This window comes from Paraburkholderia lebeckiae (assembly GCF_050436325.1).
Taxonomy (GTDB): domain Bacteria; phylum Pseudomonadota; class Gammaproteobacteria; order Burkholderiales; family Burkholderiaceae; genus Paraburkholderia; species Paraburkholderia tuberum.
On record NZ_JBNDLZ010000003.1, the window covers coordinates 3,056,753 to 3,070,791 of the forward strand.

Sequence of the window (14,039 nt, forward strand, 5' to 3'; positions counted from 1 at the left end):
GCGCGAGCCGCCGCCTGGAATGGTTAATTGCGCACGCCTCGTCGGACTAACGGGGCGACGGCCTCGTCGGCTTCGGCCGTTTCGCACTCGTGCTCCGATCTCATGTTCGCATCCGGTGAGCCGGGACCGCAATCCGGCGCGACCAGCACGTGCGTCGAAGTTTCGACGCTGACCGAAGTTACGGTAGTGACGGTGGTGACCGCCATGCTTACCGTGGAATCCGGCGGGCTTTGCATCGACGACGCTATCCGGGGATAACGCGACCCATGATGCCCGCCTGGTTTTTCCGCACGCGGCGCAGGCCGGCGCATGAAACGGGACAGCTCCGTCAGCGCCAGCTGATACACATCCCGCTTGAACTCGATCACACAGTCGAGCGGCACCCAATACTCGTTCCAACGCCACGCATCGAACTCAGGGTGGTCGGTGGCGCGCAAACAGATGTCGCAGTCGCGTCCTACCATCCGGAGCAAAAACCAGATTTGTTTCTGGCCGCGGTAATGACCGCGTACTTCGCGCTTGATGAACTTGTCAGGCACCTCATAACGCAACCAGTCGCGCGTGCGACCGATCACCTTGACGTGCTCAGGAAGCAGCCCGGTCTCTTCGTGTAACTCCCGATACATCGCTTGCACGGGGGTCTCACCATATTTGATGCCCCCTTGCGGAAACTGCCAGGAATGTTCACGGAGCCGTTTGCCCCAAAACACCTCGTTGTGCGCGTTCAAGAGGATGATGCCGACGTTCGGGCGAAAGCCTTCACGATCCAGCATACAACCACCTTCGAATCCTTTAAAATTGCTTTGATTATAAACAGATAACGGACCCTACGCACCGAATCGCATAAGAATGGAGCGATTCGCCGCAACAGGCCCGGGTTTGCGGTAGCCTGTCGGTTTTCCGTGCCTATCCCTTGTGAGAGAGGCTTTGCGCGGCGGTTTCGGCGCCGCACAGGGGCAGGGCGCCGCCAGTCGGGCGAACCCTACCGGCTTCGCCGCGGATCTGTGTCGATTTTCCCCATTTCCCCTTTTCTGGCGGTCCTACCGGAAGCCGCCGCTTTTGGACACCTTGAATGAAAGCTTCCCGTTTCTTTATCGGCACTCTCAAAGAAGCGCCCGCCGACGCCGAAATCATCAGCCACAAGCTCATGGTGCGCGCGGGTATGATCCGTCGCGTCGCGGGCGGTATCTATAACTACCTGCCGGTCGGCCTGCGTTCGATCCGCAAGGTGGAAGCGATCGTGCGTGAGGAAATGAACCGGGCAGGCGCCATCGAGCTGTTGATGCCGGCCGTGCAGCCGGCCGAACTGTGGCAGGAATCGGGGCGCTGGGAGAAGTACGGTCCCGAACTGCTGCGCTTCAAGGACCGCAAGCAGGCCGATTTCGTGATGGGCCCGACGCACGAGGAAGTGGTCACCGACATCGCGCGCAACCAGATCAAGAGCTATCGCCAACTGCCGGTCAACTTCTATCAGATCCAGACGAAGTTCCGCGACGAGATCCGTCCGCGTTTCGGTGTGATGCGCGGCCGCGAATTCATCATGAAAGACGCGTACTCGTTCGACAAGGACGCGGAGGGTCTGCGCGAGTCGTATCGCAAGATGTACGACGCGTACGTGCGCATCTTCACGCGCCTCGGTCTGGACTTCCGCGCGGTGGCGGCCGACAACGGCTCGATCGGCGGCAGCGGCTCGCATGAGTTCCATGTGATCGCCGACACCGGCGAAGACGACATCGCGTATTGCCCGACCTCCGATTTCGCCGCGAACGTCGAGGCAGCCGAAGCGCTACCGCTAATCGCAGAGCGCGCGGCACCGGAAGAAGAGATGAAGAAGACCGCGACGCCCGGCAAGGCGAAGTGCGAGGCGGTTGCCGAACTGTTGAACATTCCGCTCGAACGCACGATCAAGTCGGTCGTGCTCGCCACCGAGAACGAAGGCGCCGAGCCGACGATCTGGCTGCTGATGCTGCGTGGCGATCATGATCTGAACGAGATCAAGGCGGCCAAGCTCCCGGGCCTCGGTAATTTCCGCATGGCGACCGAAGCCGAGATCGTCGAGACGTTCGGCACGCCGCCGGGCTATCTCGGTCCGATCAACACGAAGAAGCCGGTCAAGGTGATCGCGGACCGCACGGTCGCGAACATGAGCGACTTCGTGGTCGGCTCGAACGACATCGACTATCACACCACCGGCGTGAACTGGGGCCGCGACCTGCCGGAGCCGCTCGTCGCCGACATCCGCAATGTGAAGAAGGGCGATCCGTCGCCGGACGGCAGGGGCGTGCTCGACATCTGCCGCGGCATCGAAGTGGGCCACGTGTTCCAGCTCGGCACCAAGTATTCCGAAGCGATGAACGCGACCTGTCTCGACGAAACCGGAAAGCCTCGGCCGATGCAAATGGGCTGCTACGGCATCGGCGTCACGCGGATTCTCGGCGCCGCGATCGAACAGAATTTCGACGACAAGGGCATCGTCTGGCCGGAGTCGATTGCGCCGTTCGAAGTCGTGCTGTGCCCGATGGGCTACGACCGCAGCGACGCGGTGCGTGAGCAGGCCGACAAGCTGTACGCGGAACTCGTCGCGGCCGGTATCGACGTGATCCTCGACGATCGCGGCGAGCGGCCGGGCGTGATGTTCGCCGACTGGGAACTGATCGGCGTGCCGCATCGACTGGTGATCGGCGACCGTGGTCTGAAGGACGGCAAGATCGAGTATCAGGGCCGTCGCGAGGCCGAAGCGACGCTGCTGCCGGTCGCGGATGCCGCGCAGACCGTGATCGGCAAAGTGCGCGCGGCGCTGGCGAACTAAGCGGAGCGGGCAGTGGAGTACACCTTCCTGTCCGCGACGGTGCTGCTGATCCTGATCACCGATCCGCTCGGCAACATCCCGATCTTCGTCAGCTGTCTGCGCGGTGTGTCGCCGGAGCGTCGCACGGTCGTGATCCTGCGCGAGGTGGCGATCGCGTTTGCGATCCTGCTGGTGTTCATGATGCTCGGGCAGAGCTTTCTGCGCATGATGAGCCTCAGCGACCAGTCGTTGCGGATCGGCGGCGGCATCGTGCTGTTTCTGATTGCGCTTCGCATGGTGTTTCCGCATCCGGACGGTCCGTTCGGCGGCGACGCGCGCGGCGGCGAGCCGCTGATCGTGCCGCTCGCGATTCCGGCGCTAGCGGGTCCGTCGGCGTTGGCGACGGTTATGCTGCTGACCTCGCAGGCGCCGGGCAAGACGTTCGAGTGGGTCGGCGCGCTGACCGTCACGATGATCATCTGTGCGATCGTGCTGATGCTCGCCGAGCGCATTCAGGCGTGGCTCGGTGAACGGGTGATGGCGGCGTTCGAGCGGCTGATGGGGCTCGTGCTCGTCGCGATTTCAGTCGAGATGATGCTCGGTGGAATCCGCTCTTTCGTGCACAAGCTGTGAAGCGCGAGCCGGTGCGCGCATTGCCACCGTCGCAGCCATAAAAAAGCAGCCAGGCAGGCTGCTTTTTTTCGCCGGTAGGGCAGGGCAGGGCGGATGCCCCGCTCACGCTCCCTCGGTCAACGCCCGAATGGTCGGCAGGTTGCGCCAGTAGCCCTTCGCATCCATCCCGCAGCCGAACACGTACCGGTCCGGCACTTCGAAGCCGCAGTAATCGGGGCGCAGCGGTTTCGCCTTCGGAATGATTTTCTCGCACAGCACCGCGGACAGGAAGCGCTTCGCGCCCATCGCGAGGATGCGGTCGCGGATTGCGGCCATCGTCTCGCCTTCGTCGAGGATGTCGTCGAGCACGAGCACCTCGCGATCCTTGACCGACTCGGCCGGCGCGACGCGCCATTGCATCTCGTTGCTGCCCTTCGTCGTATTGCGGTAGCGCGTCAGGTGGATGTAGTCGAACTCGAGCGGGAAATCTAGGTGCGGCAGCAGCATGCCTGTGAATACCGCGGCGCCGCCCATCACCGACAGCACGAGCGGGAAGTCCTCGCTCATCTCGTCGCGGATGGCAGCCGCCATGCGGGCGATCGACGCAGTGACGTCCGAGGCCGAAACTATCTCTTCGGAGTGTCGAAAAATATGGAGGGCTTCTTCGCGGTTCATGACGTCTGACGGACGGTAACTGTATACATAGTGTAGGAGGCAACATCCCGGGGGACATTCCAGCGAGGGACGGCGCAATGCGCTACAGAATAAACCCGCACGATGCCGAAGTCAGCCGCGCCGCACTCGGCGCGAGCGCGCGCCGGTCCCATCAAGCTTAGCGCATGCCGGGCATCATGCCCTTCATGCCACGCATCATCTTCTGCAGGTTGCCGCCCTTGAGCTTCTTCATCATCGAGCGCATCTGTTCGTACTGGTTAAGCATGCGGTTGACCTCCTGCACCTGCACGCCCGCGCCCGCGGCGATGCGGCGCTTGCGGGTCGCCTTGATCAGTTCGGGTTTGGCGCGCTCGGCCGGCGTCATCGAGTTGATGATGCCTTCCATGCGGCGCATCTGCTTCTCGGCCAGACTCATGTCGGCGCCGGCCGCGGCTTGCTGGAACTGCGCGGGCAGCTTGTCCATCAGCGACGACAGGCCGCCCATGCCCTTCATTTGCGTGAGCTGAGCGCGGAAATCGTTGAGGTCGAAGTCGCCGCCTTTCTTGACCTTGTCGGCGAGCTTCTGCGCGGCCTGCACGTCGACGCCGCGCTGCGCTTCCTCCACCAGCGCGAGAATGTCGCCCATGCCGAGAATCCGGCTGGCCATGCGGTCCGGGTGGAACACTTCGAGGCCGTCGAGTTTTTCGGCGACGCCCACGAACTTGACCGGTTTGCCCGTCACGTGACGCACCGAAAGCGCCGCGCCACCGCGCGAATCACCGTCGAGCTTGGTGAGCACGACGCCGGTGAGCGGCAGCGCGTCGCTGAACGCCTTTGCGGTGTTGACCGCGTCCTGTCCGAGCATCGCGTCGACGACGAACAGCGTTTCCGCCGGCTTCAGCTCGGCGTGCAGCGCGGCGATTTCGTTCATCATCGCCTCGTCGATACCGAGACGGCCGGCCGTGTCGACGAGCAGCACGTCGTGATAGTGGCGCTTGGCCCAGTCGAGCGCGGCGCGGGCAATGTCGACGGGCTTCTGGTTCGGCTCCGATGGGAAGAAGTCCGCGCCGACCTGCTCGGTCACCGTTTTCAGCTGCGCGATGGCGGCGGGACGATAGACGTCGCACGAAACGGTCAGCACCTTCTTCTTGTACTTCTCGCGCAGCAGTTTGGCGAGCTTGCCGACAGTGGTCGTTTTACCGGCACCCTGCAGACCCGCCATCAGGATGATCGCGGGCGGCGCGACGGCGAGATTGAGCTCGGAGGCCTTGCCTTCGTAATCGCCGCCGATCACCGCGGTCAGCTCGCGCTGCACGACGCCGACGAGCGCCTGACCTGGCGACAGGCTGGAGATCACTTCCTCGCCGAGCGCCTTCTCCTTGACCTTTGCGATGAACTCGCGCACGACGGGCAGCGCCACGTCGGCCTCGAGCAGTGCGAGACGCACCTCGCGCAGCATTTCCTGGGTGTTCGCCTCGGTGAGCCGGGCTTCGCCGCGCAGCGTCTTGACGACGCGCGCCATCCGTTGAGTCAGATTGTCGAGCATGGGGAGCGATGAACGGTGGGGCCCGCGCAGCGCGCGAAGCGCAAGACGTCGCGGAGCAGGGCCCTAGTGTAAACTTCGAATATGGATATTGTACTGTATGCCCTCACCGCGCTTCTCTACGGCGGTCTTGCCGTGGCCGGCTGGCGCTCGCACCGGCACGTGGCCGTGCGTCCACTGCTCGAGAGCGTGCCGCCGCTGCCCGGTCATGCCGCCAACGCGGGCGCTCTGATGGCCTCCGGCATGAGCATACCCGGGCGCGCGCTGCTGTTCGTCGCGCTGCTCGCTCACGGCGTGCTGCTGCATACCACGATCTTCCCGCAGAACGCGATGGTGTTCGGCTTCGCGTTCGCGCTGTCGGCGATGTTCTGGCTCGGCGCCGGCATCTACTGGATCGAGAGTTTCTTTTTCCCGCTCGACGGACTGCGCCTGCTGGTGTTGCCGCTCGCGTGCGTCGCGTCGCTGCTGCCGCTCGCGTTCGGCGGCGTGCGCGTGCTGCCGTATGCAGCCGCGCCGATGTTCAAGCTGCACTTCCTGATTGCGAATATCGCGTACGGTCTGTTCGCGATCGCGGCGCTGCACGCGGTGCTGATGCTGGCGGTCGAGCGGCGTCTGCATTCGATGCGCGGTGGTCTCGCGCAAAGGCACGCGGCGGCGGACAATGGCTGGTGGTCGAGTTGGCTCGACGCGCTGCCGCCGCTGCTCACGCTCGAGAAGCTGCTGTTCCGTCTGATCGGCGCCGGCTTCGTGCTGCTCACGCTGACGCTGCTATCGGGCATCCTGTTCAGCGAGCAGCTGATCGACCGCGCGTTGCGGCTCGATCACAAGACCGTGTTCGCGATTCTTTCGTGGGTGATGTTCGGCGCGCTGCTGACCGCGCGCAAGGTGTCCGGCTGGCGCGGCCGTGCGGCATTGCGCTGGGTGCTGGCCTCGTTCGTCGCGCTGTTGCTCGCGTACGTCGGCAGCCGTTTTGTTTTCGAGGTGCTGTTGCACCGGCCCGTGGTGTGAGTGTCCCCATGCGACAAATCTTTTTGCTGATTCTGCTGTTCATCGTCGGTCAATGGCTCGTGAAGGCGCTGCGCGGCCACGACGCGCAATCCGCGCAACGCACCGGTGCCGGCGGCGCCAACGCTGCCGGCACTGCGAATGGCGGCGCGCGTTCTTCGAATGGGCAACAGCCGCAGCTTGCCGAGCCGATGATCCGCTGCGTCGAGTGCGGCGTGCACGCACCGCAGAGCGACTCGGTCAGCGTCGCGGGGCAGGCGTTCTGCTGCGCCGCGCACGCGCAGCGCCACGGCGCGCGTCCGAGCGGCCGCGACGCCCGATGAGCGGCGCGTACACCGTCGATGCCGACGGTTGGGTTCCTGCCGCACGCAAGCTCCCCTCGCCAAACTTCGAAGCGCGGCCGCAAGGCGCGCTGCCGACGCTGATCGTCGTTCACAACATCAGCCTGCCGCCGAACGAGTTCGGCGGCACCGCGATTGCCGAGCTGTTCCAGAACGCGCTCGACTGCAACACTCACCCGTACTACGACACGCATCTGCGCGGCGTGCGCGTGTCCGCGCATTTCGTGATTCATCGCGATGGCGCACTCGAGCAGTTCGTTTCTTGCAACGAGCGCGCGTGGCACGCGGGGCCGTCGAATTTTTTCGGCCGCGAGCGCTGCAATGATTTCTCGATCGGCATCGAGCTCGAAGGCAGCGACACCGCCGCCTTCGAAGCGGCGCAATACCGCACGCTCGCCGCGCTCGTCAGAGCACTGAAGGCACGCTATCCGATCGACGCGCTTGCCGGCCACTCCGACATCGCACCCGGTCGCAAGACCGATCCCGGTCCGTATTTCGAGTGGCCGCGACTGCAGCGCGACACGTTGCTCGACGGTCGGTATTTCCCCTATCTCAAGTTTTCCGAAACGCGGTAACCCTCTTCGCACGATCTTGCGTGATCCACCGAGAACGAGGCGCAGCCTGCTTCTCCGGGGAGCTTCTGCGCGCCGCGTGAAGCAAAAGTCAAGACTGCGAGCGCAAATAAAACCTTTTGACCTCTCTCGAAACTCCACTATACTTGGTGCCGACAACTGAGTTTCGCACTATATCTTGTGTTGTGCTGTGAATAACCATGTGCATAACCGAGTGAATAGGAGTGGATAAGTCTGCGGCGTCCCGCTCCCCGAGCATGGCATCGCAAGCATTCCAGACAGCGAAAAAATTCCTGGGGGCGCAGCCGGTAGGGGATCTCCGGCCGCATCCAGAAGCATTCGGAAAGGACCAGCCAGTGATCGCGACCGACCCGATGAAGACCGTCATCAAATCGAACCAGGCTTCCTCGCAGTTGCATCCCGCCAACCGGCGTAGCCGGCCTTCCTGCACCTCATCGCACGCGCACGCGGCGGCGCGGCGTTCGATTTAATCCGCGGCACTCGCCGCAATATTTCCAAGACCAGGAGCTTTGCACATGCAAACCACCGACAACGTGACGACCCGTTACGAGGGCTCACCGACTGGCCAGGCCTTCGGCCAGACCCAAGGCGCGCAGGCGCTCGCGCCGCAAGCGAATTACGCCGACTACAAGGTGATCCGCCGCAACGGCAGCGTGGTGTCGTTCGAGCCGTCGAAAATCGCGATCGCCGTGACAAAGGCGTTTCTCGCCGTCAACGGTGGTCAGGGCGCGGCGTCGGCACGGGTGCGCGAACTGGTCGAGCAACTCACGCAGAACGTGGTGCGCGCGCTGGTGCGCAGCCGTCCGAATGGCGGCACGTTCCATATCGAAGACATTCAGGATCAGGTCGAACTCGCGCTGATGCGTGGCGGCGAACACAACGTCGCGCGTGCTTACGTGCTGTATCGCGAGAAGCGCAACCAGGCGCGCGCGCATGACGCTCATGAAGGTCAGACAGCGGAAGGCGCCAGCACCCCGGGCCTGAACGTGACCGACAACGGCATCACGCGTCCGCTGGACATGGCTGCGCTGCGCGGCATCATCGAGTCCGCGTGCGCGAACCTCGGCGACGCCGTTAGCGCCGAGCCGATCGTCGCTGAAACGGTGAAGAACCTGTACGACGGCGTGCCGATGAGCCAGGTGTACGACTCGGCGATCCTCGCTGCCCGTACGATGATCGAAAAGGACCCGGCCTACAGCCAGGTCACCGCGCGCATCCTCCTGCATACGATCCGCCGCGAGATTCTCGAAGACGAAGTCACGCAAGCCGAGATGGGCGAGCGCTACGCCGAGTACTTCCCGCAGTTCATCAAGCGCGGCGTGCAAGCCGAGCTGCTCGACGACAAGCTGCTGCAGTTCGACCTGAAGCGCCTCGGGGCCGCGCTCGACGCGAGCCGCGACCTGCAGTTCGGCTACCTCGGTCTGCAGACGCTGTACGACCGCTACTTCCTGCATCACGACAACGTGCGTATCGAAATGCCCCAGGCATTCTTTATGCGTGTCGCGATGGGTCTGTCGCTGAACGAGATCGACCGCGAAGCGCGCGCGTTCGAGTTCTACAACGTGCTGTCGAGTTTCGACTTCATGAGTTCGACGCCGACGCTGTTCAACTCCGGCACGCGCCGCTCGCAGCTGTCGTCTTGCTACCTGACCACGGTCGACGACGACCTCGACGGCATCTACGAAGCGCTGAAGGAAAACGCGCTGCTGTCGAAGTTCGCCGGCGGCCTCGGCAACGACTGGACGCGTGTGCGCGCGCTCGGCTCGCACATCAAGGGCACCAACGGCAAGTCGCAGGGCGTGGTGCCCTTCCTGAAGGTCGTCAACGACACGGCGGTCGCCGTGAACCAGGGCGGCAAGCGCAAGGGCGCGGTGTGCGCGTACCTCGAATCGTGGCACCTCGACATCGAGGAATTCCTCGAGCTGCGCAAGAACACCGGCGACGACCGTCGTCGCACGCACGACATGAACACCGCGAACTGGATTCCCGACCTGTTCATGAAGCGCGTGATGGAAGGCGGCGACTGGACGCTGTTCTCGCCGTCCACCTGCCCGGACCTGCACGACAAGTTCGGCGCCGAGTTCGAAGCGGCTTACACGGCTTACGAAGGCAAGGTCGCGCGCGGCGAGATCAAGCTGTTCAAGAAGATCCCGGCGGCGCAACTGTGGCGCAAGATGCTGGGCATGTTGTTCGAAACCGGCCATCCATGGATCACGTTCAAGGATCCGTGCAACGTGCGCTCGCCGCAGCAGCACGTCGGCGTCGTCCACTCGTCGAACCTGTGCACGGAAATCACGCTGAACACGAGCGACGCCGAAATCGCCGTCTGTAACCTCGGCTCGGTGAACCTCGTCGCGCACCTGAAGGAACAGGCCGACGGCACGCTCGCGCTCGACCACGACAAGCTGAAGCGCACGATCAGCGTCGCGATGCGCATGCTCGACAACGTGATCGACATCAACTACTACGCGGTCGCCAAGGCGCGTAACTCGAACCTGAAGCACCGTCCGGTCGGTCTCGGCATCATGGGCTTCCAGGACTGCCTGCACGTGCTGCGCACGCCGTACGCGTCGCAGGAAGCGGTCGAATTCGCCGATCGCTCGATGGAAGCGGTTTGCTACTACGCGTACTACGCGTCGACGGAACTCGCCGAAGAGCGCGGCCGCTACTCGAGCTACCGCGGTTCGCTGTGGGATCGCGGCATCCTCCCGCAGGATTCGGTGGCGCTGCTCGCCGAAGCGCGCGGCGGTTATGTCGAGGTCGATTCGAGCGAGTCGATGGACTGGCCCGCGCTGCGCTCGCGCATCTCGACCTACGGCATGCGCAACTCGAACTGCGTGGCGATCGCGCCGACCGCGACGATCTCGAACATCATCGGCGTGTCGGCGTGCATCGAGCCGACCTATCAGAACCTGTACGTGAAGTCGAACCTGTCGGGCGAGTTCACGGTGGTCAACGACTACCTGGTGCGCGACCTGAAGGCGCGCGGCCTGTGGGACGAAGTGATGGTCGCCGACCTGAAGTACTTCGACGGCACGCTGTCGCGCATCGACCGCATCCCGGCCGACCTGCGCGCGATCTACGCGACCGCGTTCGAAGTCGATCCGGTGTGGCTCGTCGAGTCGGCCTCGCGGCGTCAGAAGTGGATCGACCAGGCGCAGTCGCTGAACATCTACATGGCGGGCGCATCGGGCAAGAAGCTCGACGAGATCTACAAGCTCGCATGGCTGCGCGGTCTGAAGACGACCTACTACCTGCGCACGATGGCGGCGACGCACGTCGAGAAGTCGACGGTCGCGCACGGCGCGCTGAACGCGGTGAGCTCGGGTCATGACGGCTCGGGTGGTGCAGGCGGCGCGGCAGGCGGCTTCGGCGTGGGCGGTGGCGCGGCTGGCGTGAGCGGTGGCTTCCAGGCAGCGGCGGCGGTTGCAGCGACTGCCGCTGTCGCCGTCGAGGCGGCACCCGAAGCAGATGGTCCGGTCTGCATGATGCGTCCGGGCGATCCTGGCTTCGACGAGTGCGAGGCTTGCCAGTAAAGATTGGCAAGCAGCGGGAGCGATGCTTGCTAACTGCACGCGAGGGTCGTAGATGGTGATCCGCAGGCGGTGAGCGACGCGCCCCGTCGATGAAGTAGAAAGCAAATCGACGAGCGGTGAGCAGTATCGGAGTCTCACCGCTCGTCGATGCAGTGAAGCAACCCAGCCGTTGGCGACACCAGACGATCGCTCGACACGGCATCGCAGCTCGACCGCCAACGCTGACGCAACATGCTCAGCGCGGCTCGTGCGGCATCGATCAATCCATCGATCAGTCCATTGATCAGTCGGCGGATGCCGTGAACGCACTGCGCAATACATATAGATAGAGCAACGAAACGTCGTGTCGAAACGTTGCTCTTCGAGTTCGCGAAGGACCTCGGCAACACATGTTCAACACGCGTTCATCGCGTGTCACTCGATGCGTCACTGGATGGGTCACACGCATCATGTCGAACAAAGTGTTGTATGAACGTAGCAACGCGAATCGAAAACAGGAATTTTCGCGAGTGAGCTCTTTTATCGCTCGTGAAAAGATGGTACAAACCGTTCTAAATTGATGGTGACATTTATGCTCAACTGGGATGACGAGATCACTGCCGTAACTCCCTCGAGCGCGACGCAACCGAACGTGTTGCGCAACGCTGCGGGGTCGGCTGTGGGTTCGCAAATCGGAACGCGTTCCGCTTCGCATGCTCCCTTCGCTCAAGAAGTCTTCGCGAACGACATCGCTGTCGCTCCCGTCGCTCATGTTGGCAATGCGGCTGGCAACGCGGCGGCCGCTTCCGAAGCGCGCGTCAATGTTGCCGACAAGCGCATCATCAACGGCCAGACCGACGTCAATCAGCTGGTGCCGTTCAAGTACAAGTGGGCCTGGGAAAAGTATCTGGCGGGTTGCGCCAACCACTGGATGCCGCAGGAAGTGAACATGTCGCGCGACATCGCCCTGTGGAAAGACCCGAACGGGCTGACCGAAGACGAGCGCCGCGTCGTCAAGCGCAACCTCGGCTTCTTCGTGACGGCAGATTCCCTCGCCGCCAACAACATCGTGCTGGGCACCTACCGCCACATCACGGCGCCCGAATGCCGCCAGTTCCTGCTGCGCCAGGCGTTCGAAGAGGCGATCCACACGCACGCTTACCAGTACATCGTCGAGTCGCTCGGTCTCGACGAGGGCGAAATCTTCAACGCGTATCACGAGGTTCCGTCGATCCGCGCGAAAGACGAATTCCTGATTCCGTACATCCACGTGCTAACCGACCCGGCCTTCAAGACCGGTACGCTCGAAGCAGACCAGACGCTGCTGCGCTCGCTGATCGTGTTCGCCTGTGTGATGGAAGGCCTGTTCTTCTACGTCGGCTTTACGCAAATCCTGGCGCTCGGCCGCCAGAACAAGATGACCGGCGCGGCGGAACAGTACCAGTACATCCTGCGCGACGAGTCGATGCACTGCAACTTCGGCATCGATCTGATCAACCAGATCAAACTGGAAAACCCGCACCTGTGGACAGCTGAGTTCCGCGCCGAAATTCGCGCGATCTTCCAGCAGGCGGTCGAGCTCGAATACCGCTACGCCGAAGATACGATGCCGCGTGGCGTGCTCGGCCTCAACGCGTCGATGTTCAAGAGCTATCTGCGCTTCATCTGCAACCGCCGTTGCCAGCAGATCGGTCTCGATCCGCTCTACCCGAACGAGGAAAACCCGTTCCCGTGGATGAGCGAGATGATCGATCTGAAGAAGGAACGCAATTTCTTCGAGACGCGAGTGATCGAATATCAGACTGGCGGTGCGCTTTCCTGGGAGTAAGCCGGGATTCGTATCGCGGATGTATTCATTGATGGGGACGCCGCCGCCTGTGGCCGCGGCGCCCCGGGTTAGGAGCAGAACGGCCTGATGCAAAGCGTGCCCGGTGCCTTGACGGCCCACAAACATGACAGGCACTTTGCGGACCCTTCAGTGGGATGGGCAAACTTCCCCCCGGAAAAAGCCGCTGGCGTCGTCGCCGGCGGCCCGATCAAGCAATTGCCGGCGTCGCCTTGCGACGCCGACCAGATTTGGCGCGCGGTGCCTTCGGGCACGGCGCGCCTTACCGCATTCATTAGCGTAAGCGCGCCGCATCTGCGTACGCCGATGAATAGCCCGCTTCGTAGCGCGCGCCCTGAGAAGCGTCCGCGGGAAGCGGGTTTTGACGAAGGGTGTAGTTTGAACTGACCTCATCTGAAAACCTGAAGGAGAAAATGATGGCAACTGCAAAGAAAGCCGCGGCCAAGAAGCCCGCAGCAAAGAAGACCGCAGCCAAGAAGGCTGCTGCTCCGGCTAAGAAGGCTGCTCCGGCCAAGAAGGTCGCCGCGAAGAAGGTTGCAGCGAAGAAGGTTGCAGCGAAGAAGGTCGCGGCGAAGAAGGCCGCACCGGCGAAGAAAGCCGCAGTGAAGAAGGTCGCGGCGAAGAAGGTTGCAGCCAAGAAGGTCGCAGCGAAGAAGGCAGCACCGGCGAAGAAAGCCGCGGTGAAGAAGGTCGCAGCGAAGAAGGTCGCAGCGAAGAAGGTCGCAGCGAAGAAGGCCGCACCGGCGAAGAAGGCCGCAGCGAAGAAGGCAGCACCGGCGAAGAAGGTCGCGGCGAAGAAGGCCGCTGCCAAGAAGGCGGCGCCTGCCAAAAAGGCTGCAGCCAAGAAAGCTGCACCTGCCAAGAAGGCTGCCGCGAAGAAGGCCGCTGCGCCTGCGAAGAAGGCTGCCCCTGCGAAGAAGGCTGTCGCCAAGAAGGCCGCGCCTGCTCCCGCTGCGCCTGCTGTCTCGAGCGCACCGGCGGCGACGGTGAAGACCGCGCTGAACCCGGCAGCGGCATGGCCGTTCCCGACGGGCAGCCGTCCGTAAGCAGTAGCATTAGGTCGACACATCGTACGATGTGTCGAATGACCGGGTCGTGCTCGATGTCTTGCGAGCACCACCCGGTCAATGACCCGTTACCGG

At 63.2% G+C, this 14,039-nt stretch carries 12 protein-coding genes; 9 read left to right on the plus strand and 3 right to left on the minus strand.

Annotation, left to right across the window (positions count from 1 at the left end; genetic code table 11):
• Positions 1–23 precede the first annotated feature (23 nt).
• Complete coding sequence (locus OKW44_RS32075) at positions 24–773, minus strand: RNA pyrophosphohydrolase (RefSeq protein ID WP_018421864.1); 750 nt, start codon at positions 771–773, stop codon at positions 24–26.
• 299 nt (positions 774–1,072) lie between these two features.
• Between OKW44_RS32075 and OKW44_RS32080 the strand changes: the two genes are divergently transcribed.
• Both OKW44_RS32080 and OKW44_RS32085 read left to right on the plus strand, forming a co-directional pair.
• Entirely contained in the window at positions 1,073–2,809 is a 1,737-nt protein-coding gene (locus tag OKW44_RS32080; RefSeq protein WP_018421863.1) for a proline--tRNA ligase, read from the plus strand.
• Positions 2,810–2,821: 12 nt separating this feature from the next.
• Positions 2,822–3,421 (plus strand): MarC family protein, encoded by a 600-nt coding sequence (locus OKW44_RS32085; RefSeq protein WP_018421862.1) that lies wholly within the window; start codon positions 2,822–2,824, stop codon positions 3,419–3,421.
• A 102-nt stretch (positions 3,422–3,523) separates the two neighbouring features.
• Here OKW44_RS32085 and OKW44_RS32090 read toward each other — a convergent pair whose 3' ends face one another.
• Both OKW44_RS32090 and ffh read right to left on the minus strand, forming a co-directional pair.
• On the minus strand, positions 3,524–4,075 hold the full coding sequence (locus OKW44_RS32090; protein WP_026226044.1) for a hypoxanthine-guanine phosphoribosyltransferase: 552 nt from the start codon (positions 4,073–4,075) through the stop codon (positions 3,524–3,526).
• Between the two features lie 157 nt (positions 4,076–4,232).
• Positions 4,233–5,600: a signal recognition particle protein gene (gene ffh / locus OKW44_RS32095; protein WP_018421860.1), complete on the minus strand. Its 1,368-nt coding sequence runs from the start codon at positions 5,598–5,600 to the stop codon at positions 4,233–4,235.
• Positions 5,601–5,681: 81 nt separating this feature from the next.
• Here ffh and OKW44_RS32100 point away from each other — a divergent pair, with 81 nt between their 5' ends.
• From OKW44_RS32100 to OKW44_RS32130, 7 genes are all read left to right on the plus strand, one after another.
• Entirely contained in the window at positions 5,682–6,605 is a 924-nt protein-coding gene (locus tag OKW44_RS32100) for a cytochrome C assembly family protein (RefSeq protein WP_018421859.1), read from the plus strand.
• 8 nt (positions 6,606–6,613) lie between these two features.
• The gene (locus OKW44_RS32105; protein WP_018421858.1) at positions 6,614–6,925 is read left to right on the plus strand and encodes a PP0621 family protein; all 312 of its coding nucleotides are present in this window, start codon (positions 6,614–6,616) and stop codon (positions 6,923–6,925) included.
• Complete coding sequence (gene ampD / locus OKW44_RS32110; RefSeq protein WP_018421857.1) at positions 6,922–7,518, plus strand: 1,6-anhydro-N-acetylmuramyl-L-alanine amidase AmpD; 597 nt, start codon at positions 6,922–6,924, stop codon at positions 7,516–7,518. Before OKW44_RS32105 ends, ampD begins: the two co-directional genes overlap by 4 nt.
• Positions 7,519–8,051: 533 nt before the next feature.
• On the plus strand, positions 8,052–11,072 hold the full coding sequence (locus OKW44_RS32115) for a ribonucleoside-diphosphate reductase subunit alpha (RefSeq protein WP_018421855.1): 3,021 nt from the start codon (positions 8,052–8,054) through the stop codon (positions 11,070–11,072).
• A gap of 571 nt (positions 11,073–11,643) precedes the next feature.
• The gene (locus OKW44_RS32120; protein ID WP_018421854.1) at positions 11,644–12,879 is read left to right on the plus strand and encodes a ribonucleotide-diphosphate reductase subunit beta; all 1,236 of its coding nucleotides are present in this window, start codon (positions 11,644–11,646) and stop codon (positions 12,877–12,879) included.
• Positions 12,880–12,966: 87 nt separating this feature from the next.
• A complete protein-coding gene (locus OKW44_RS32125) occupies positions 12,967–13,284 on the plus strand; it encodes a hypothetical protein (RefSeq protein WP_084754174.1) in 318 nt (105 codons plus the stop codon).
• Between the two features lie 29 nt (positions 13,285–13,313).
• On the plus strand, positions 13,314–13,943 hold the full coding sequence (locus OKW44_RS32130; protein ID WP_018421853.1) for a histone H1-like DNA-binding protein: 630 nt from the start codon (positions 13,314–13,316) through the stop codon (positions 13,941–13,943).
• Positions 13,944–14,039: the final 96 nt, after the last annotated feature.